This window comes from Metabacillus bambusae, from assembly GCF_017497975.1.
Classification (GTDB): domain Bacteria; phylum Bacillota; class Bacilli; order Bacillales; family Bacillaceae; genus Metabacillus; species Metabacillus bambusae.
Genome location: NZ_JAGDEL010000027.1, coordinates 49,471 through 70,491, shown reverse-complemented (window position 1 = coordinate 70,491; position 21,021 = coordinate 49,471). Strand labels below are relative to the sequence as shown.

Below are 21,021 nucleotides of genomic sequence, written 5' to 3'. Positions count from 1 at the left end.
GGGTTATGCCTTCGGTGTACCGATCGGCTTTTTTATTTCATTTTCTAATTAATCAGATTATAATTCACATTATTCCTACCTGTCAACTAGTAATTAGAATAAATTATTATTCTCTTTGACCAAATAAATTTATCAAAAGGTGACTTTGTTACCTCGATCCTTTTTTAACTATTGGATTGAATTGTGGCAAGTAATAATTTTATCCTTGATTTACTCTGTTATCCTATTTATTCAAAAAAGGCAATATCGTAAATGGTTTGCCCCTAGTGTTTTGACTGCAATTCTCTTGTTTGGATTAGTATGGTTTTACAAACGAGCCATTTTAATTATCAAATTTGATTATTCCGGTTATAGAATAACGAGTAAATAAAATAACCGCAGTGCGTCAACTACGGCTATCTATCCAATGTCGATTGAAATGTAAGTTATTAGAATGAATCATGTTTTTTACTAGAAAGTAATCCACCCACTTCGCCAACTAGCAAGGTAGATTACTTTTTTACTTTCTCGATTAAAAGGACCATTAACGTTACTAATGCTATCATAAACATTGCTGTATTCATGTCCATCAGTTGCACCTACCTTATAAGAGGCTAGAACCATCCATCCTGTTATGCAATTGTCTTAACTTTCATAGCAGTAAAGTAGCCCTTCCTTATTCAAAACCACTTCCGTTGGTAGTTAGTTATGATATAGGATATTGAAAGAGGTGCATGTCTTATGACCTTTTTTTAAACATTTTTAATAAAAGTTGAAAATTTTTAACTTCGCTGCCAAAAAAAGAGATGCTTAAGCATCAAGAGCTTTTTTCTCTAAAGAGTATTTCGTTGAGGGGTGGATAATCTAGGGCATGCCAAATTCTAAGAAAGAATTCGATAGATGGTTGTGATTTGTTATTCATATAAATCGATAAATTACTTTTATCAATGCCTGTTATATCTGCAAGTTCCTTTTGAGTCATCTTTTGTTCCTTCATAATTTTCTTAATGTTATTTTTAATCAAGCCCTCATGATCATCAATAAGGGGTTCAACATTTTGCTTTGGAGTATTTCCTAATTGTTTAGCCGCTTCATTTAAGATGGGAAGGAATTCAGGAAGAGATTCATATAATTTTCTCGTTATTTCTTTAGGCTTATGCGCATCAATATTGTCTAGCATTGAATCAATAAAATACATCGTTGCCCCTTTAATAAAGTCTTCTGGAGTGTATTCTACATCAATTTTATCCATTTTCGCTTCCACATTAGCATATGTAGTATAGGACTTTATCTTTTCAAAATTATCCTTTTTAAAGCCTACTTTAACAAAAACATACTCATCATTTTCAAGTGTATCTTCTGATTCAGTTGTGTTATTGTCGCCAAAGCCAACATACACAACTTTAGTATGATCAGAATTATTTTTCTTACTCATGTATATCGCCTCCTTTACGTGGACAAGTTATGATTAACAAGATAAGTGAGGTGCTAAAATTGACAAAAGATGAAAGAAAAGATGTAACAAGAGATGTTGGCGGCACTGGAAAGCGTTCGTAAGCTTAAGTTTTATTTAAAGAATTTTGTTTTACCCATGCCGAACATTTGTGTATTAAAATTAGATAGAATTTTTCTTAAATGTACATATTAAAAGCGACACGATTTGAAGTCGCTTTTATTATATGTACGTTTCTAGGTTCTTATTATCCACAATTGAAAAACTTCAACTTTTGGTTAAAAAAATGCATTTTTAAAAATGGCACTTACTGAAGAAAAAAGTGGGTAATCTTCACCTACTTTTGACTGTAATCTATTTTGCTAATTGTTAAGCTGTGTAACGACACTTTGGGAAATTTAAACACCCTTTAAAATTTCCGTACTTTCCTTTACGTTCTATAAGTACCCCACCACTATTTGGACACACATTATTTTTGGATAATATAGCAAAAAATATAGATACAACTTATTTATCCCCCTATCAAACTCAACTCAATCTTATGAAATAAACTTTCTAGCTAATCCTATACTGATTCCCAATTAACACATGTAAGCACACCAACATTTTTGAATGATTACTCACGGTTAAAGCTACTCTTCTAATTTTAAGAGTTTCATCCATCATTAGTTTTTCACTTGTTAGTTGTATATAGTTCTATTTTACTGCGTTTTAGACCAGTGTGATCTTTATCTTTTTAGACTATTATTCAAAATGCATTTTTCAGCCTTATACTTTGGACCATTCTATTGACGAATTTAATTCTTCACAAAAAAGCAAAAGAAAAGGATATAACTTAAATTTGTCGAACTTGACTACTATAATTTATTTATATGAAGGTGAAAGGATGGTCAATTTGTCAGCGAATTACTGTTTGAAATGTGGTGCTCCTTTAGAAACACGTAATATAGATGGAACAGATAGAAGAGCTTGCCCAGGATGTGATTATGTATTTTGGGGTGACTATAGTATTGGTGTTGGAGCAATCGTAGTTAAAGACGACAAAATACTATTAGTAAAACGAGCACATAATCCTGGAAAAGGCTATTGGACAAATCCGGGCGGTTATATTGAACAATGGGAATCAATTGAGGAAACGATCGTCCGTGAAGTGGAGGAAGAGTCAGGAATTAAAGCAAAGGTACAAAGTATCGTCGCGATTCGAGATCTCCCACAACGAGTTCATAATTTATATGTTGCTTTTGCGATGGATTACATAAGTGGTACCCCAAGACCAGATGGTTTAGAATCCGATGATGCAGGTTTTTACAATTTGGAAGAAATAGAGTCGATGAATGTAGCAGGCTTCACAAAATGGCTTATTCAAATTGCCTTTCAAGGGAAAACAGAAGGTTTATTAAAGGATAATGATCCATTAGTTACCCTGAAAGACAATGTGCTCTTTCGAATTAACTAATTTATTGATCCTCGCTTTATATGAAAGAAAGAGTTGACTTAAAAGCAAAATAGACTTTTAAGGCAACTCTTTTTGTCTTACAGCTTTGTGCCAGATCAAATTATTAATCAATTTTTCTGCCAGGCTGTTTTAGCAAACTTTAAAGATGCATCATAAGAACACTAAATTGTAAGGTGCTCCTGTTTAGGTACTAATTGTATTTTTTCTTTTGTCTTGTTTAACAATACTATTAATCAAAAACCTAATTAGTATTTATGAATAAGTTTATTATAAGTTCCACTAAATATTATGGAGGACTACCATATATGGCTGCAAAGGATGAAGATAGAGTAGATCTATACAACAATTTCATTTCTGCATTAGATATCCTGCCTGACCTTATTATTTTAAAAGATGCTGAACGAAGGTGGGTAAAAGCAAATAAACGTGTACTCGAAGTTTTTGAGATTCATGAGAATCATTATAAAGGAAAAAGAGACGAGGATTTAGCTGAAATTTATCCTAATTTTGCTGAATTTCTTCCAGATTACATAGCCTCTGATTTACGGGCTTGGGAAACAAAGAACCAAGTAAAAGCAGAAGAAATTATCTTAGTTAATGGGAAAGAGCATTTATTTGAAGTCATCAAAACTCCTTTTTTTCATTCAAATGGGGAACGGAAAGGGATCATTGTAACATGTCGTGATATAACTGAACGTGAGAAAGCAAAAAGGACTCTAGCTGAGAGTGAGGAGAAATACAGGATTATTCTTGAGAATACAATTGATTTAATAGCCGTTTATAATGACAAGGCCCTTATTACATATGCTTCACCTTCCTATGAAACCATTTTAGGAATCAAGCCTGAACAGTTAATAGGTATAGATGGTACAGTCTTCATCCATCCTGATGATGTAAAACTAGTTGTAGAAACATTTAGGAAAGTATTTTCAGAGGGAAAATCATATTCAATCGTTTTTCGAGTTAGAGGTAAGGAAAATAATTTTTTATGGATCGAAGCAAAACTTCAGCCTGTTATTCATGAAGAAAGGGTCACATCATCCGTTATTATCTCTAGAGATATTACAGAACGAAAAATACTTGAAGAACAACTCAAACATATGGCGTACCACGATTTATTAACAGGGGTCGGCAATCGCCGTTTATTTATGGAACAACTCCAAGGGACAATATCTCTTTCGGAATCAAAAAATGAATCTTTTTCGATTATGTCTTTGGATTTTGATCGATTTAAATGGGTTAATGATACATTTGGTCATGATATCGGAGATAAACTACTCGTTCAATTTGTTAAACGCGTAAGCAAGTGTATTAGAAGCATTGACACGCTTGCACGGATTGGTGGGGACGAATTTGTTATATTATTACCTAATATCGATTCCCGTGAGGATGTTATCGGGATAGCAAACCGAATTCTCGCCTCACTTCAAGAACCATGGAAAATTAACAAGCATGAGTTCGTTACAACATCATCAATTGGAATTGCTGAGTTCCCACAATGTGGAGATGAGATTGATTCGATCATGAAATGTGCAGACCAAGCACTTTATAAGGCAAAACAAGCAGGAAGAAACAATTATCAGTTCTATAACGAAATGTGTTTGATTGACTCGGAAAAGGAACTAGTAAGCGGGATTAAAAAGGCACTTGAACAGAATGAATTTTTCATCGTTTATCAACCTAAATATAATCTTTCAACAAAAGAGGTTAACTCAGTTGAAGCATTAATAAGATGGGACCATCCAGAAAAAGGATTGATTTCACCAATTGATTTTATTTCATTTGCCGAAAATCATCACTTAATCATACCTATTACAAAATGGTTGTTAGAACAAGTATGTATACAATGTAAAGAGTGGATGGAGTTAGGCTATACGCCAGTACCTATATCAGTAAATATTTCTACTAAGCATTTCGAAGAAGGCACTTTAGTTGAGGATGTAAAAAAGATTCTTAGTAAAACAGGTTTCGATCCTACTAATCTAATTTTAGAAATTACTGAAAGTATTATGAATAAAAACGAGGAGCAGGCTATTCAGACAATCCATCAATTAAGAGAAATGGGGATAAAAATTGCCATCGATGATTTTGGAACTGGTTTTTCTTCCTTATCTTATCTAATAAAGCTGCCTATTGATTTAATAAACTTAGACAAAACCTTCCTTGACGAACTTACAGATAAAAAAAATATTTCTCTTATTAATTCTATTGTATCTTTAGCCCACAACCTTAATTTATTAGTAGTTGCAGAAGGGATTGAGACCGAAAATCAACATCAAGTGTTAGATCAAACTGGCTGTGACATTGGACAAGGCTACTTTTTTAGCAAACCGTTAATGGGTACTCAGCTACAACGAGCCTTTTTAGATACAAAAGAAAGAAATGAAAATTGAGGCCTACCTCCTTTATTGGAATCGTTCATTTTGCCATCATGTTTATCAATACATTGGTATATTGCTGCTGCAAAATATTCACAACATCCCTTCGGTTACCTAAACCAAAGGGATATTCTAGTTTAATTTCTTATTCTTTTCATCCTATTAGCACATCTCAAAATTCACCTTCTTTGTTTCATCTAATTTTCACCTTTCTTCATTAAAATCGTAAAAAGAAAACAATATTGGGCTTAGCCCATAATGAACCAAATTTTTTGAATAGGTGAAAATAATGAAAAATATAAGTACGAATAAAACAATTATTTCCGGGATGATGATCATGATGGTTTTTATTATGATCATTGGGTCTATTGCAATCTACACGACCACTTCTATCAATAGTGCTTCAACAGACATCATGAAAAAATATACGCAGTCTATCGAATTGATATATCATATGAAGTCTTTGACTGGGGAGGTGTTAACAGTAGATTTAATGATTAATGAAGAAACTGATCTTGATAAGAAGGTAAATCATGAGGAAGAATTAGAAAAATTAAAACAAGATGTCCAGAATAATTTTGCTGAAATTGAATTGATACATGGCGAGAATTTACATCCTCTTTATTCTGATTTTTATGATTCATGGGAAAAATATGTGGAGTTACAAGAATCTAGTGCAACGAAACCGGATGAGCAGCTAATTCAAAATAAAAAAGATCAATTTGATAAAGTTATGACTAGTCTAAATGAATTGTTAGATTATGAGAAAAACATGATAGATACCATGAAAAAGGAACAGAAAAAAGAATACACAGTTGCAACTAAGACCATTTGGTGCTCTCTATTTATCTTTTTGTTTTTAAGTTGTATCGCAACATTTTATTTAGGTAAGGTTTTACTAATCAATAAAAAAAATAAAGAGAAAATAAATTATTTAGCCTATCATGATTCACTAACAGGACTTTCTAACCGAAGCTTATTTAATGAAAAATTAAATAATCGTATTTCTTTAGCAAAAAAGGAGGATAAAAAACTTGCCGTCATGTTTCTTGACTTGGACCGCTTTAAAAACATTAACGATACCCTTGGTCATGAAAAAGGAGATTTGCTCATTAAATTAGTAGCAGAACGTTTAGTTAAATGTATAGGTGAAAATGGCATAGTGTCAAGACGTGGTGGAGATGAGTTTACGATTCTTATATTAAATGTAGAGACAGAAATTGAGGTTAAAAGGATCGCAAGTGACATAATAAACGTATTTAACGATCCCTTCCAATTAGAAGCAAGTAAAATAAACGTAACAGCAAGCATTGGCATTAGTACATATCCAAAGGATGGCGAGGATTCTGATACATTGTTAAGAATAGCTGATATGGCCATGTATCAAGTCAAAGGTAACGGGAAAAATAGTTTTAATTTTATAACCGAAGAAGATCAAGAGAAAATGGAAAAAGCGATAAGATTGGAGACTGATCTATTTCGGGCTGTTGAATTAGATTGTGAACAATTTCGGGTTTGTTACCAACCAAAAGTTAATCTATCGACAGAGAAGATTACTGGAGCGGAAGCACTTATCCGTTGGAAACATCCTGAGTTCGGTTTCATATCTCCAGTAAATTTCCTTTCAATAGCGGAAGAAACTGGGTTAATACTTCCTATTGGTGAGTGGGTTATTCGTCAAGCATGTAATCAAAATAGGTTGATCCAGCAGTTAGGCTATGAACCTATTAAAATTGCGATTAATCTATCAGTTGTTCAGTTTTTCCAACCAGATATCGTTCAAACAATTAAACGGATTATTACTGAAACGAAAGCAAACCCTCTGTATTTGGAATTTGAAATAACAGAAAGTGTGGCAATGTCTGACTTTAACTTGATTGAAAAAAGACTGAAGGAGCTAAAGAGTTTAGGAGTTACAATTGCAATGGATGATTTTGGGACCGGTTATTCATCTCTTAACTATTTGAAAAAACTGCCGATTGATACATTAAAAATAGATCAATCCTTCATTAAGGATATTCATGATGATCAACACGATCAAACATTAATTAAAACAATTATTTCAATGGCTAAAGGTCTTAATCTCCACGTAGTCGCAGAAGGGGTAGAAATGGCTTCTCACGCTGATTTACTCAAAAAAGAAAATTGTCAAGAAGCACAAGGCTATTTCTATAGCCGCCCACTTAAAAGCAAGAACTTTTTAAAGATTTTAGAAGACTCTCAGGCATTTAACTCTATATCCGAAGCTAATTGAAAATGTATGATAGATTCTTGTAAAAGTGATTGATTTCCAACAGAATCAGAGGTTATTCCAATAAATAATAACAAACCAAAGCCATCATACTAAAGACGGCTTTGGTTTGTTCCAATTATTCATTTAAAAAAACTGGCAATATCATGTATTTCTTGATCAGTTAAATGAACATTAAGTGTTTTCAAATTATCTAGTACTTGCTCCGCTCGCTTTGCACCTGGAATCACTACATCAATAGAATCGCGTGTTAAATACCATTTGTTCCAAATACACACAGGTTTCTTTAATACTGGAACGATTTCATAATTGCTTTTCTTTACTTTTTTGAAGATACTTTTAGCGTCTTTGATTGTTTGGTTCTTCACCGCACTCGGCAGGTTTACAGGAATATCCTTACTTGATTTCTTGGTACTTTTCCTTTCTCTTACTATTTCAGATACAAGATTATTAATCGTTGAAATATATGTTTTACTCATTTCATTCAAGATAGAAGCCTGTTCTTTTGTAGGTTTCAATTTAATTTTTTACGGTGATTGTCTGTGACATGATTCACCCTCTTGTCTTTTGTTGTTCAACATATCGCTTAATTGTTTGACTTGATACATTTCCCAGCAGTCGAATCAAAATAAGAACATGTCCATAAACTTGGCAAATGTTATAGTTGTGAAAACTCTTCACGCAGCTTTTTAGATGTCACTCCTTTAATTTTTGCCATTATATTCGCAGGACTTAATGTTGGTAGTCAATTTAGAAACATGTGTGCGTACTCTATGTCGCACTCTAAAGCAATAGAATTTCTAAACCTGCATTTCTCATTTTCAAGTTACCAATGGAATCGATTTATAACAAAAACAACAAGACTAAACTCAAGAGTGTTTCTACTTAAGTTTGGTCTTGTTATTTATAAAAAAATTGATTTTATATTTATTTTCCCTTTTTTACCTCATGAAGCAAATCTGGGAAATTAGTAAACATCCCTGTAACGCCCCAGTTAATCAGCTTATTCATTGTTTCTTTGTCATTTACAGTATAAGGGTGTATTTCAAGCCCGCTGTTTACCACCTTTTGTACATACTCTTCATTTAAATACGTATGGTTTGGTCCAACTCCCATTGCGTACTCTTTTATAGCTGCAATTTCAACATCAGTCACAACTGCATTTGTTTTATAAGAAAGTAATTGAACAAGCTTAATTGATGGATCAAGATTGTTCATTGTTTTTAAACTAAGAGCACTAAAAGACTGAACAAGAAGCGTATCCTTGTTAATATGATATTCATTAACTAGACGTAAAAGTTCTTTTTCCATACCGGGATAAACCTCAGGCGACTTTGTTTCAATATAATAATGTTTATTTTTCCCAAATCTTTGAAAAACCTCTTCAAGAGTAGGTACTTTTAATCCTACATATTCTGAGTTTGCGTATTGCGGGAATTTCTCATTATACCAACTACCTGCATCCAACTGCTTGATTTGGTCTAATGTATTATCTTTCACCAAACCAGTACCGTTTGTCGTCCGATCAACCCGCTCATCGTGCATAGCGATTAACTTTCCGTCTTTAGTCATTTGCAGATCTATTTCGATATAGTCGCCATGCATTTTTTCTCCCATTTCATAGGAAGCAATTGTATGCTCAGGAGCATATCCAGAAGCGCCGCGATGTGAAACATTGACAATCTCCTTATGTTTTTCCGTCGCTATTGCCGTTCCTCCACCTGCAGAAATACTGACTCCAATGACAAGAACACCAATAGCTGATATCCATTTACTTTTCAATTTACACATCTCCATCCTCTTCATAATCTACCATTAAGAATATCACTAGATTATTAATTTCCATTTACGCAATTGTAAAGACTGGTAAAATGATAGATTACAAGAAAGTAAAGGTGCAAGAGAGTTATTTCAAGGACTAAGCGAAATTTAGAGAGAAAAAAAGACCCTACCGAAATCTCTCGATAAGATCTAATAAACTATTAAATTTACTTATTTCCATTAAAATATGGTTCTTCACGGTCCAATACGACCTCAGCAGTGATTGGAAGATGATCGGAAGCAAAGGTTTCAATCACTTCTGTATGTACTGTTTCAATGTCGTCTGATGTAAAAATATAATCAATTCTCTTTGAAGGATTTTCTACAGGATACGTGTTGGCATCAGTTTGTTCCAAAAAAACATCATGATAAATAGAATACATTGGTTTCATTTCGCTACTTTCCGGAGTAGCATTTAAGTCACCTACAATCACTTTTGGTCCATTTGACTGGTTAGCTATTTCGATGATCTCCTTGATTTGAATCTCTCGTTCTGCAGATGTTAATGCTAGGTGCGTGTTATAGAAATGCACGTTATTTCCTTTTACATTAATGGTTACATCCAGCAGACCACGCTGTTCAGTATTTCCAATTTTCGATAGGAAATGATTTTCAGACTTTATGATAGGGTATTCGCTTAAAATCGCTGTTCCATATTGACGACGGTGATCGCCATCTGATAAAGGATCATGGTCAAGGTTTGCTGCATATGTATAAAACATTCCAAGGTGTTCTGCAAGCCATTTTGCCTGATCTTGAAAATCGCTACGGTCAGACCAATGGTTGTCCACCTCTTGTAAGCCAATAATATGAGCATTTGAATCCTCAATAATTGTCGCTATTCGTTCTAAGTCTAAAACACCGTCTACTCCTTCGGCATGATGAATGTTATAAGACATCACCTTTAAGTTAACAGATTGACCACGTTCTAAATTGATTTCTTGAGCAAACGTTTTGTTTCCCAAATCTGTAAGATACATAATCAAACATGCAATTAAGAAGATGAATAATCCTTTTCGAATACTTCTTTTTCTACTAATTTTCTTCCTATTAACCATTACAATAATCTCCTCCAATTATAGTAGTTCTATATAGGAGAATAGCAAATGAATGAGTAGTCTCTATTACTTTAATGTAAAAAGGGAGTTTAAGTTATGTTACATAAATGTTAACTCAATCCTTTTATCCTATGTATTTATTCACACACTAAGTGAATAAGCTAAACGCCTTTTTAACTTCTACTAGATAGGTTAAAAAATGCTCAATATGATAGTCTGATCAATTTTTCTCTTTCTGTATTGAAGGTCAATTTACAGGATCGAAACTTCACATTTTGACTAATTAGATAATTAGACTAATTAGAGTTATAATAAAAGAATCAGTTAAACTTGTTCTAAGGATGGTGACTTATTTGAAAAATCGTGATAAGAGGCAAAAACGTAAGCGTGACATGATTAAGGATTATTTGAAAAATAAATTAAAGAATTTATTACCTAAGCCTAATAAAAACCCTGCATCAAACCATAAACAAAATTAATGTGCTATTCCTTCACTTTAAATTGTATGTTACGTTTTTCACTTGATAAATCGTGCAAATAATTTCTTCTTTAATTTTAGTAAAATTTTACCAAACCAAAATATTCGTTTATTTTCCCATAACAATTAAAAGCTAATTTTTCCATCAATCTTCTTTCTCTTCAAATCGTTTACGAGAAAAATTTTAAAATTAAAAAATTCATGTTTCAGTTCCACTTTATCCTTAATGCCATATGCTTATGAATAAGGAGTGGAATAGTATGACAAAAGAACCGTTTGATATCGAAACACTTAAACTTATTAGTAATAAACTTGATTATATTTACTCAATAGCCAAATCTAATTACACAGATAATCCAGAATTAATGGACACGATTGAAAATCTAGCAAAAGCAGCAAACATGTTCGCCATTATTAAAATTCAAGAATTAAATGGTCATGTAGAAACATCTCACCCTCAAGGATTTATCCTGTTAAAGCTAGCAAATTCATACTCTAGGATGAAGGATTATGAGAAAAAGAAGGAGAATGACTTTCCTGCTTGGGAGCTTTGATGCTCTATTTTCATAAGGCGATACTTCAATCAGTGAGGGTTTTACTATCCGTTGGGATAAAAGAGTGTCTACGAAGAGATCAAGGGTACATAAACCCTTGATCTTTTTTTGGTCACTCATCTGGACAACCTCCTTTTAAATGACCGGAACGAACAACTTTTGTTTCTAAGTATTTTTCATTAAACTCAGATTTATCTCCCCATAACTGAACTCTGCCTGCAACATTGGCACCAGACTCCTGAAGAGCTTCTAGTTTTCTTGGATTATTAGTAATAAGTGTTACTGGATCTGAACGCAATGTTTTTAACACTTGAATGGCATCATCATAGTTCCGTGCATCATCCACAAATCCAAGCTCCAAATTCGCTTCTACCGTATCCAAACCTTGTTCTTGCAGCACATATGCCATGGCTTTACTGAATAATCCGATTCCTCTTCCTTCGTGATTTGCTAAATAAAATAAAGCACCTGAACCGTGATCGGCAATCATTTTCATTGCTTGTTTTAATTGAAATCCACAATCACAGCGCTTACTGCCAAAGATATCGCCTGTATGGCAAATGCTGTGCATTCGGATAAGGGCATTGGTGGAAGCTTGAAAATCACCATACACCAATACACTTGATTGCTGCATTTCCGCTAAATTAGAAGATGCTAATGTTTCAATGATACTTTCCGTATTATAAGAGCCATCATCACAAAAATGCCCGGCCATATTCTCACAACGCAACCAGCAATACCATTGGAATATCGTTGTTTCTCCATTTAAGTTAACGGGTAATTTTATAGGCCCAACTAAATAAATGGATTTCTCACCACTTTTAATGACATTAATTTTATCTTCTAATCGTAATGCCACATTTTCATTTCGCATGTCGTTTTCCTCCTGATACTTCTCGATTTGACTTTTTAATTTCTGAACGCATTTTACTGTTGTACGGTTATTGTATCCCATTTATTATGTTGTGAATCTAAGCAATAAAACGGAGTCATTAAGAAATGAACGCTAAGGAGAACCAGTTTAAACGCTAGTAATAAAAGAAAAATAAAGCAAATATATTATTTACTACTAATTTCTATTTGCTTTTCCAAAATTTATCTGTTAATCTAAAGAAGAATTATTTTTGTTCGGTCTGTAAGGATAGAATAAGTGTTTAAACTTTTCGCCTTTGATATCTAATTGAGCAACTATAGTAATAAAACGTGGATTAAATCCACACAGGAGGAAACAAACATGCAACAAGGTACAGTAAAATGGTTTAACGCAGAAAAAGGTTTCGGTTTCATCGAAGTTGAAGGTGGAGACGATGTATTCGTACATTTCTCAGCTATCCAAGGCGAAGGATTTAAATCATTAGATGAAGGCCAAAAAGTTACATTTGACACAGAACAAGGTCAACGTGGACTTCAAGCTACTAACGTAAACAAAGCGTAATTTCGGGAAGGACTCTATTATAGAGTCCTTTTTTATTTTGCGAAAAAAAATAAAAAAACATAAAAAACCCCCACTTATTAATAAGTGAGGGTAGACAACATGCTACAAGTGTTAAATGGTTAGGTACAGCATAACACATTAATTCAATAATACCTAAATAAATTTATAAACATTTCAAATTCATCCACTTTTGCATTGAAAATAGAGATTCAATTTAATGTTCTATTTCTTAGGAAAACAATCCTGTTATTAATATTTCAGTATCTATAGTTCTAGTGGTTCCTCCTGAATATATTTAAAATAATTTTATTCGTTAGTTCTCAACATCAGCAAGTATCACTCTCTTTTTCAAAAATAGCCCCCGCAATGTTTCAAAATTAACGAGAATCGTTCCAGTAATGATTGTTAAGGCTCCTATTCCTGTTAGCCATGAAAAATATTCATGATAGAAGACGACTCCAAGTCCAACAGCAATTAGTGGTGAGATATACAGCCAGGTTGATGGAAAAACCGGGTTTGTCTGTGAAACAAGCCAATAATAAAGGCTGTGGCCAACCATTGAACCGACGACAATTAAATAAAATAGTGAGCCTATAGAAGCTGCACTAAAAACTGTAGCTAGTTGAATGTTCTCGGTACAAAAGGATAACAAAATTAATAGAATCCCACCATGCATCATTTGCGCTGCATTTAGGGCAATTGGTGATGTGGTTTCAAATTTTTTAATGACATGCTTTGTATAAATTGACCCAGATGCGTAAAAGATTTCACCGATAATAATAGCGAAGCAACCAATCAGCCAGTATGAGCTAATCTCAATTGAAAAACTTGGTAAGATTAATAACATGACACCTATGACACCGATCACACAACCGATGAATGATGTCCGATTTGCTTTTTGCTTCAATACGATTATCTGAATGATGATAATCATCATTGGACCTGTTGCAGATAAGACAGCGGCAATTCCTGATGTTACGTATTGCTCTGCCAAGTATAATGTGGCAAACGTCCCGAAAGTTAAGCCAACTCCTGTCAAAAACATTTCTTTACGGAAGAATAATCTTATTGTCGTTTTTTTTCTCCAAATCATAAAGCTAAATAGCAACAGCCCAGCAATAAAAAAGCGTAATCCAGCTGATAAAAATGGGGGTACTCCTGCATCTACACCAATCTTTATTGCTAAAAATGTTGTACCAAAAATCAAACACATGAGAATGTAATGAATGATGACCATCTAAACTCCTCCTTTTTTTCCATCATAATCTGTAGTCACTAGAACAGATTGGAAAAAGCAGAACAGATTAGTCAGGATCGTGGTACAATCGTTTTGAATAGGGGGAGTCGATTTGAGCAAAGCGATTCAAAATGAAGATTATCTTTTTAAGCAAGTATATGATTATGTCATGCACCGAATTGAACGTAAAGAATGGAATGAGCATGACAAGCTTCCCTCTGTCCGTCAATTAGCAGCTGATATGAATGTCCATCGATTAACCGTATTAAAGGCTTATAAATTGCTGAAGCAAGATGGAAAAGTTTATGTAAAGGACAAATCAGGCTATTACGTACAAACAGGTATGAAGGAAAACAATGATCTTGGAGACATTCAAATTGTTTCCGCACATGTACAAAAAAATCATTTATCTGACATTCATCAAGCACCAGTCTCCTATCACTTTTCACAGGCGTTAATTGATCCAAATCTATTGCCTAATCACTATTTTTCAGATTACGTGAAAAAAGTGTTTGACCTTTATCCAAAGGTGCTTGCCACATACTCAACTGTGCAGGGTGATGAAGAGCTACGAGAATCACTTACTCATTATTTTATCAACCAATATAAAACACACCTCCATCCAGATGATCTGTTAATCACTTCTGGTTCACAACAAGCAATTCATTTACTCTCTCAAGCTTTCATTAAGCCAAGAGACACAGTTCTATTTGAACGACCAAGCTATAGTGCTGCCATTGATATTTTCAGAGCACAAGGAGCTAATATAATAACAGTAGATATTCACCCAGATGGGTATGATTTAGAGCAGGTTGAATCCTATATGAAACGATATAAACCACGTCTCTTTTATCTCAATCCTACATTCCATAACCCAACCGGCTATACAGTACCAGCCGATCAGCGCAAAAAATTAGTAGAATTGGCAGAACAATATCGCTGTCTATTAATTGAGGATGATGCTTATCATGATATCTATTTTAAAGAGGCGCCGCCACCTCCAATCTATACATATGATACGGTTGGGACAGTTATTTATATCCGAAGCTTTTGCAAATATATCTCACCTGGCTTGAGAATTGCGACGGTTATATGTCAACCGTCAGTAATGAAATCACTACTCTCGATGAAATCGTTAGCTGATAATGGCTCACCACTTCTCAATCAAAAGATTTTTCTACATTACTTTTCATCACTAAGAATGCAGCAACACTTGGAGAAACTTCGGATCGCTCTACAGATTCGCAAGGAAATCATGGAGGAGGAGCTAGCAGTAACGAATTGGCAATGGACCAGTCCACATGGTGGGCTGAATTTATGGGTTAAGCTACCTGATCACCTTTCATCTGAATTATTATTAACGAAAAGTATTCAGCAATCTATTTCCTTTGTGCCAGGCCAGCTTTGTGATCCATTAAACGAATTATCATCTTGGATTCGTTTGAGTTATTCTTATGTGAATGAAAAGCAATTAAGGGAAGGGGTAAGACGGTTTGTGGATGTTGCTGATACGCTTTAGAATTCGGGTGCCTGTCACCACCCGAATTCTGTTGATTTTTGTCAAATAACAAAAACATCTATTGTTAACTTGTAACTTTTTGCTCCAAATCCCAGCCTTCTAAATATTTTTGTGTATTCAGGAACATTTTACAAATAGTTCTTTTGCTTATTCGATGATTACCTTTTTACCGTAGCCTGATTTTTGTTTGTTTGAGATAACCATTTTTGTAATTTAATTGTTTCAATACCTGAGAGCAAGACTATCCCAATACCATGTGTATCATTTAATATCCATGTCAAATCATGTTTGTAATAATCAGCTGTAAATGAGTACCCTGATCCTTGACATACACCATATACATTTCCGTTTTGATCAATCGCTTTTTTTGAAAGACCTTCCCAGCCTCGAAATACTGCTTTTATGTATGTTTCTTGCTCTTTTAGCCATCCGTAGCGAATCCCTCTTGAAAATGCGTAAATAAACATAGATGTACAGGAAGATTCCTCGTAAGATTCTGGATCTGTCAACACCTGATGCCACAAACCATTTACGCCTTGCAATGCTAAATACCCCTCTGCTAACTCACAAAAGAACGTGAGAAGTTCTTCTCGTTTTTCGTGGTTAACTGGTAAAATTGCCAATAGTTCAGAAAGAGAAAAAATAACCCATCCATTTCCACGCCCCCATGGAACTTGAGTAGCCGTGTTAAATTTAAAGTCATAGACATGTGACATAATCTTTTTTTCCGGAATATACAAATACTCTTTGTATAGTAAAAATTGATTTACAGCGTCATCTAAATATTTCAGCTCTCCTGTTTTTTCATAATACCTACATAAAAACGGTGTGCTCATATATAGATCATCACACCAGATCGTATCCATCATCAGCTGAACACTACCAAATTTCCGATACAGAGTCTGATCTGGAAGTCGGTCTTGAATTTGAGTAATATAGTTTGCGATATCATTAGAAATCACATTAGTATCACGAAGCTCGCCCATAGTCTGTGCTACTAGCATGGTGGCGCCAAATGAACCACAATCATCTAGGCTGTCTATTGCTGATAATTGTGTATTCACACTAGCTGCTCCATATTGCTCGCGATCCCAAAGAGAATACTTATAAAAGGATGTGCATGTCTCGATATGCTTCAAGGCATAGTCAACAATATCCTTTCGATTTAGCTCCTCCCCTGTTTGTAAAAGCCCATATAAAGTAACACCAAGTGGATAATCCCATTTCCCAAACAGTGGATTTTCGAGATATGGACGAACCCATGAATCTGGCATGTCTAATCGCCAATATGTTTCACCGTTTTCCTGTTTAAATAATGTATCAACTCTTAACAGGTCTGACAGGTCAATCGATTTGTCCTTAGGAAAACTTCCTGCATACAGCCAATTGTCCCTAGCCCCTTCCACAGGTACAGGGAGCGAGAAGTGAATACCATCATCTTTTTTATCTTGAAACTGAAATCCCCACAAATTATCATGACAGACGCTTTTTACAACGAAATCATGTTCACCATATGGAAGTTCAACCTCCACTTGAAAAGAATCACTTTTTTTAGACTGATAAACACAAGCTTTATTAAGAAAAATTTCGATCTCACCATTATTTTCCCCATGGAGCGTATATGATTGAGTACCGGGATTTTGACTGGATATCTTTGTCCAAGCAATTGCTACTCTATCCCTTTGTTCACCAAACAAGCTTGTCAATTGTGAGGATTTAGAGGTTTCGATATGATCAAGATAAGGATACCACTTCACATCAAATGACGATTCACATGAATCCTCAGAAGGTAGCGTTTCCAATTCTATTTCAAGTGGCTCCGTATAAATCCAGCCCTCTTGACCTTGCCGTTCCTCTGAAGGTGATAAAAAGTGAAACGGAAAACGTTTAAATCTTCCTGTTCCGAAAATCCCTCCAAAACCTGAAGGTGTCTTTATAAATTGTAAAATCACATGATTCCAACCCTCTTGAAGCATGACATTTATATTCGTTTTTCTTTTTGAATCTAGTTCCTCCACTATGCTAGATTTAAAGGTCAACTCACTGTTTACATAAATACGAACAGGTCCGAAACAGGTTACATTTAACGTAACCTCCTTTTGTTTATCACTCCATAATTTTGCCCAAGTATAAACAAATTGACCATTCCGAGCTTTAGGAAACCGATCAGCAAGATCAAAGTAGTAACGGTAATCACTGCAACGTAAAAAACCCTTTTTACAAAAAGCTCTAAACGTAAATGGATGAGGCGGGTTACTGCCAATATAACGGCATGTAATGGTTTCTACGATTGGTTCTACATGATTACGAAACTTTGAATAGATACTTTCATTTTGATGAAAATAGGATGACAAGTGTTTCACTCCCTTTTATCTTTTCATTTTTCTTTTAGTTCTATTTTCAATTATTCTCCCTTACCCAATGTGGATAAAACCAAAAAGGATGAATGCGAAAGGCCGAGTCAGGATTCTTAAATCTATTAGGTTGAAAACTAGAATTTGTTAACATAACGCCCTCATTTGAACTATCGATTTCCTCCTTTCTTTTTTTCCTTAATATACTTTTTAAGAACGTTTCCAACAACAATACTTTTTTAATATGACTTTATTTTTTGATAATACTTTTTTGTTCATTTTTTACTTTTTTCTAAAATGAAAAAATAGTTATTCTTAAGTTAACAATACTCTCCTAATTTCCTGGGAAACCGCTTATATTAATAGCTAAAAGTCGAGTTACCTTTGAGGAACCCGACTTTTAATATACTTTTAATGGATCACTTGAATGGAATCTCTTCCGAAAAAGACACTACCATTGTTTAAATAGACAAGGAGTTCTACTTCGATAGCTCCATTAAATGCTTCTTGCACTTGCTGTCTTTCAAAATTTAACGGTTAATGATTTACCATTGCATGGCCTACTTGTAGCAGATCCGAAGTGAAACTGTACCAAGTAATCCAGAAGTTAGACGCGCATCATCCATTTCATTTGCTCGATTGTTAGTGACATCCACAGTCAGTTTATTAACACCTTTTATAAGATAAGCTGGATTAACTTCAAGGCGATAAGGTGCCCACATTTTCACACCAACCTCATGTTCATTTACTGACACCTTTACGATTTCATACACTTCTCCAAGATCTAGGTAGACTCTTGTAATTGAATTCATTTCTTCTATAGTAAATTGATTCTCATAGATTACCGTTCCCGAGAAGGATTCCATGCCATCCCAATGAAGCCAGGATTCCAATGAGAGATTTCGCTTGTTATCAATTATCCAATTATGATTAAGCTCTAAGATTTCCGTTCTAAAGCTCGGAATAACTGCTTCGTTAATCAAAGGCATTTGATTAGTATCGACCCAATACACAATCGAAGATCTACGTTCGACAATCAATGGAGCAACTAATTCACTACTTTGACGTTGAAGGGTTACTTGTTCGATCTCCCCTGTCCATGCATCCCATTTTTCAACACTTCCTTCTTCTTTCAGGCGGAAAGTCCCTTCATAGTTTTCTTCACCTTCATTGACGAAAAAATAAAAAAGCTGACAATCTTTAACGATCTTACTAACTCTTATCCCCTTGCTGGCAGGTGAGATCGCCACTTCTTCACGGTGAATTTGAGATAGTGTATCAACGATATCTTCTGGCCTTTGAATAGCTTTTGCCCCATTAACCGGTAAAGGTTCATGTTCATCCGTCAGAACGACGACCTCACCTCCACTTTGAAGGAAATTTTCCAGCTTATCTATTACAGCGGATTCGAGTTTTGATGTATCCTCAATAACCATAGTTTGATAGGATTGACTCGCGATCTCTAGTTTCCCATCCCTTAGATAACTAGATGATAAAAACAAAGTTTCCTCAAGATAATTGAATTCAACTTGATTTTCAAATAGCGGTTTTACAATCTTCCATGGTAAATGATCTTCCACACACAAAATAGCTACAGCCGTTTGATTCGTGCTATCGGTCATTAACCAGCTAAGACGCTTCATGTATTGGGCAAATTGTTTGTAATACGGCCACCATAGGTTATTGGGACCAACATCTGGTGGGCGTTCGTGACTTCTCCGTTCTCCATCAATCGAATAATAAAAGGCGTGTGGACTAAGAAGGTTGACACCCCTGACTAGCAGCCAATCTATATACCACTTCATGTCTCCTGGAGTAAGTGCCCATGGACTTTCTTTACTACAAACTCCTAAAAATTCATTCAGGTTTCTTCGTCTTCCTCTATGCCTAGCTGCGTCGGCTGAGCACTTTCCGGCTGTAGAGTGTTCCCCTTCCAAAGCCTTTCCATCCTCTGGTGCAACCCAACGCCACACGACATCCTGACCAGGGATTTGAAAATGATCGAGTAAGCCAATGTCATCACTTCTCGCTGGATGACCTGTTAGGGCAATATCGTGGCTTGTACACCAGTCACTGATCTGCTTATAGTAAGCTTCGGTTAGTCTTTTATTGACGGTCTTTCGATAGTTTCTTCTATTTGTTTCTGTTTCATCTCCGGCATCAAACCACAAAGAGGCCAAATGCTCCTCCACATTTCCATGCTGTTTATAAAAGCTGAGAAAATCTCTGGTCCAAGGCTTCAAATCCCGTGCAGAACCTCTCCCCAAAATATCTGGCTCATCGGTGAACATAGCAATGACCGTATTTCCGAAATAGCTTTTTAACTTTTCGTAGTACCTATCATGTGTGATTCGAATAAATTTTGCCACTGCATCAGGATTTAGTAAATCAGCAGATGCTGGTGCATTCTCTTCACCATCGTCTTCACCAAAATGGATACCACGGATATTTCCACCCGAATACGTTTCGATGAACACGAGAATGGACCAGTTATCGTCATCTGGAGTGCGAAACGACACTCTTCCATTTACGCAATCTAACACCAGGGATGTCGATGAATCGATTGCTTCCAGTGATAGCTTTTTAACTGCTTGAGCCGAAACAAATGAGTCTCCCTCCAATAAATCTATATTTATTTCATTATCCCTGTTACAAGGATACTCGATCATTTTTAAGCCTCTACTTGCATATTCCGGATTATCCTTAACGACTAATCCTTTGGCTGACCCAGAAGGATACATTGCTTCATCGTATAAAATAACCAACATCCCCAACCGTTTTGCTTCTTCTACGGCCGTTTGGACCAATTCCATGAAATAATCCGATAAATAAACGATTTCCTCTGGAACCCCAATCCTTGGATGTAAAACAAATCCCGTTACACCTTTGTCATAGAAATCGTTAATTTGTCTAGTTATTTCCTCTTTCGTTAAGTCATCATTCCAAAACCAGAAAGGAATCGGAGTGAATTCTTCTGGAGGATGCAAGAATTGCTGTTGCAACGAGTCCATCACTTTTTCCACACCCCTCTAAATTGTGTTAATTCTG

15 protein-coding genes and 2 pseudogenes are annotated in these 21,021 nt (G+C 35.0%); 7 read left to right on the top strand and 10 right to left on the bottom strand.

The features are described from left to right. Positions 1-796: 796 nt before the first annotated feature. Positions 797-1,414 carry a helix-turn-helix domain-containing protein gene (locus I7822_RS24985; RefSeq protein WP_207981787.1) on the bottom strand — a complete coding sequence of 206 codons (618 nt, stop codon included), beginning with the start codon at positions 1,412-1,414 and terminating at the stop codon, positions 797-799. Between the two features lie 387 nt (positions 1,415-1,801). Beyond that, entirely contained in the window at positions 1,802-1,900 is a 99-nt protein-coding gene (locus I7822_RS30340) for a topoisomerase DNA-binding C4 zinc finger domain-containing protein (protein ID WP_307847878.1), read from the bottom strand. Between the two features lie 418 nt (positions 1,901-2,318). On the opposite strand from I7822_RS30340, the gene I7822_RS24975 reads away from it, so the two are divergent. From I7822_RS24975 to I7822_RS24965, 3 genes are all read left to right on the top strand, one after another. Next, positions 2,319-2,888 carry an NUDIX domain-containing protein gene (locus I7822_RS24975; protein WP_307847877.1) on the top strand — a complete coding sequence of 190 codons (570 nt, stop codon included), beginning with the start codon at positions 2,319-2,321 and terminating at the stop codon, positions 2,886-2,888. A gap of 305 nt (positions 2,889-3,193) precedes the next feature. After that, entirely contained in the window at positions 3,194-5,281 is a 2,088-nt protein-coding gene (locus I7822_RS24970) for a sensor domain-containing protein (RefSeq protein WP_207981785.1), read from the top strand. 274 nt (positions 5,282-5,555) lie between these two features. Continuing rightward, positions 5,556-7,520 (top strand): EAL domain-containing protein, encoded by a 1,965-nt coding sequence (locus tag I7822_RS24965; protein WP_207981784.1) that lies wholly within the window; start codon positions 5,556-5,558, stop codon positions 7,518-7,520. 218 nt (positions 7,521-7,738) lie between these two features. Here I7822_RS24965 and I7822_RS24955 read toward each other — a convergent pair. The 4 genes and pseudogenes from I7822_RS24955 to I7822_RS24940 form a co-directional block, all read right to left on the bottom strand. Beyond that, a pseudogene (locus tag I7822_RS24955) lies at positions 7,739-8,066 on the bottom strand (RNA-guided endonuclease TnpB family protein); the annotation flags it as partial. A gap of 3 nt (positions 8,067-8,069) precedes the next feature. Next, positions 8,070-8,310, bottom strand: a pseudogene (tnpA, locus tag I7822_RS24950) (IS200/IS605 family transposase); the annotation flags it as partial. Positions 8,311-8,444: 134 nt separating this feature from the next. Beyond that, positions 8,445-9,308 (bottom strand): glycerophosphodiester phosphodiesterase, encoded by an 864-nt coding sequence (locus I7822_RS24945; protein ID WP_207981783.1) that lies wholly within the window; start codon positions 9,306-9,308, stop codon positions 8,445-8,447. A gap of 197 nt (positions 9,309-9,505) precedes the next feature. After that, entirely contained in the window at positions 9,506-10,396 is an 891-nt protein-coding gene (locus I7822_RS24940; RefSeq protein ID WP_207981782.1) for an endonuclease/exonuclease/phosphatase family protein, read from the bottom strand. Between the two features lie 353 nt (positions 10,397-10,749). On the opposite strand from I7822_RS24940, the gene I7822_RS30335 reads away from it, so the two are divergent. Together I7822_RS30335 and I7822_RS24935 are read left to right on the top strand one after the other, a co-directional pair. Then, a complete protein-coding gene (locus I7822_RS30335) occupies positions 10,750-10,875 on the top strand; it encodes a hypothetical protein (RefSeq protein ID WP_260445653.1) in 126 nt (41 codons plus the stop codon). 259 nt (positions 10,876-11,134) lie between these two features. After that, positions 11,135-11,428: a hypothetical protein gene (locus I7822_RS24935; protein ID WP_207981781.1), complete on the top strand. Its 294-nt coding sequence runs from the start codon at positions 11,135-11,137 to the stop codon at positions 11,426-11,428. Positions 11,429-11,540: 112 nt separating this feature from the next. Here I7822_RS24935 and I7822_RS24930 read toward each other — a convergent pair whose 3' ends face one another. Next, the gene (locus I7822_RS24930) at positions 11,541-12,302 is read right to left on the bottom strand and encodes a GTP cyclohydrolase II (RefSeq protein ID WP_207981780.1); all 762 of its coding nucleotides are present in this window, start codon (positions 12,300-12,302) and stop codon (positions 11,541-11,543) included. Between the two features lie 360 nt (positions 12,303-12,662). On the opposite strand from I7822_RS24930, the gene I7822_RS24925 reads away from it, so the two are divergent. Beyond that, positions 12,663-12,863 carry a cold-shock protein gene (locus I7822_RS24925; RefSeq protein ID WP_026560151.1) on the top strand — a complete coding sequence of 67 codons (201 nt, stop codon included), beginning with the start codon at positions 12,663-12,665 and terminating at the stop codon, positions 12,861-12,863. 313 nt (positions 12,864-13,176) lie between these two features. Here the strand turns inward: I7822_RS24925 and I7822_RS24920 are convergent, their stop codons facing one another. Beyond that, positions 13,177-14,100: a DMT family transporter gene (locus tag I7822_RS24920; RefSeq protein WP_207981779.1), complete on the bottom strand. Its 924-nt coding sequence runs from the start codon at positions 14,098-14,100 to the stop codon at positions 13,177-13,179. A 112-nt stretch (positions 14,101-14,212) separates the two neighbouring features. Between I7822_RS24920 and I7822_RS24915 the strand changes: the two genes are divergently transcribed. Beyond that, positions 14,213-15,619, top strand: coding sequence for an aminotransferase-like domain-containing protein (locus I7822_RS24915; protein WP_207981778.1), 1,407 nt, complete (start codon positions 14,213-14,215; stop codon positions 15,617-15,619). A 158-nt stretch (positions 15,620-15,777) separates the two neighbouring features. Here the strand turns inward: I7822_RS24915 and I7822_RS24910 are convergent, their stop codons facing one another. Both I7822_RS24910 and I7822_RS24905 read right to left on the bottom strand, forming a co-directional pair. Then, positions 15,778-17,973 (bottom strand): glycoside hydrolase family 88/105 protein, encoded by a 2,196-nt coding sequence (locus tag I7822_RS24910; protein WP_207981777.1) that lies wholly within the window; start codon positions 17,971-17,973, stop codon positions 15,778-15,780. Between the two features lie 560 nt (positions 17,974-18,533). Then, complete coding sequence (locus tag I7822_RS24905; RefSeq protein WP_207981814.1) at positions 18,534-20,984, bottom strand: glycosyl hydrolase; 2,451 nt, start codon at positions 20,982-20,984, stop codon at positions 18,534-18,536. Between the last annotated feature and the right edge of the window lie 37 nt (positions 20,985-21,021).

Coding starts and splice junctions, on each gene's coding strand:
- I7822_RS24985 (WP_207981787.1), bottom strand. CDS start 1,414: ATGAGTAAGAAAAATAATTCTGATCATACTAAAGTTGTGTATGTTGGC.
- I7822_RS24935 (WP_207981781.1), top strand. CDS start 11,135: ATGACAAAAGAACCGTTTGATATCGAAACACTTAAACTTATTAGTAAT.
- I7822_RS24945 (WP_207981783.1), bottom strand. CDS start 9,308: ATGTGTAAATTGAAAAGTAAATGGATATCAGCTATTGGTGTTCTTGTC.
- I7822_RS24970 (WP_207981785.1), top strand. CDS start 3,194: ATGGCTGCAAAGGATGAAGATAGAGTAGATCTATACAACAATTTCATT.
- I7822_RS24975 (WP_307847877.1), top strand. CDS start 2,319: ATGGTCAATTTGTCAGCGAATTACTGTTTGAAATGTGGTGCTCCTTTA.
- I7822_RS24905 (WP_207981814.1), bottom strand. CDS start 20,984: ATGGACTCGTTGCAACAGCAATTCTTGCATCCTCCAGAAGAATTCACT.
- I7822_RS24940 (WP_207981782.1), bottom strand. CDS start 10,396: ATGGTTAATAGGAAGAAAATTAGTAGAAAAAGAAGTATTCGAAAAGGA.
- I7822_RS24920 (WP_207981779.1), bottom strand. CDS start 14,100: ATGGTCATCATTCATTACATTCTCATGTGTTTGATTTTTGGTACAACA.
- I7822_RS24925 (WP_026560151.1), top strand. CDS start 12,663: ATGCAACAAGGTACAGTAAAATGGTTTAACGCAGAAAAAGGTTTCGGT.
- I7822_RS24965 (WP_207981784.1), top strand. CDS start 5,556: ATGAAAAATATAAGTACGAATAAAACAATTATTTCCGGGATGATGATC.
- I7822_RS24930 (WP_207981780.1), bottom strand. CDS start 12,302: ATGCGAAATGAAAATGTGGCATTACGATTAGAAGATAAAATTAATGTC.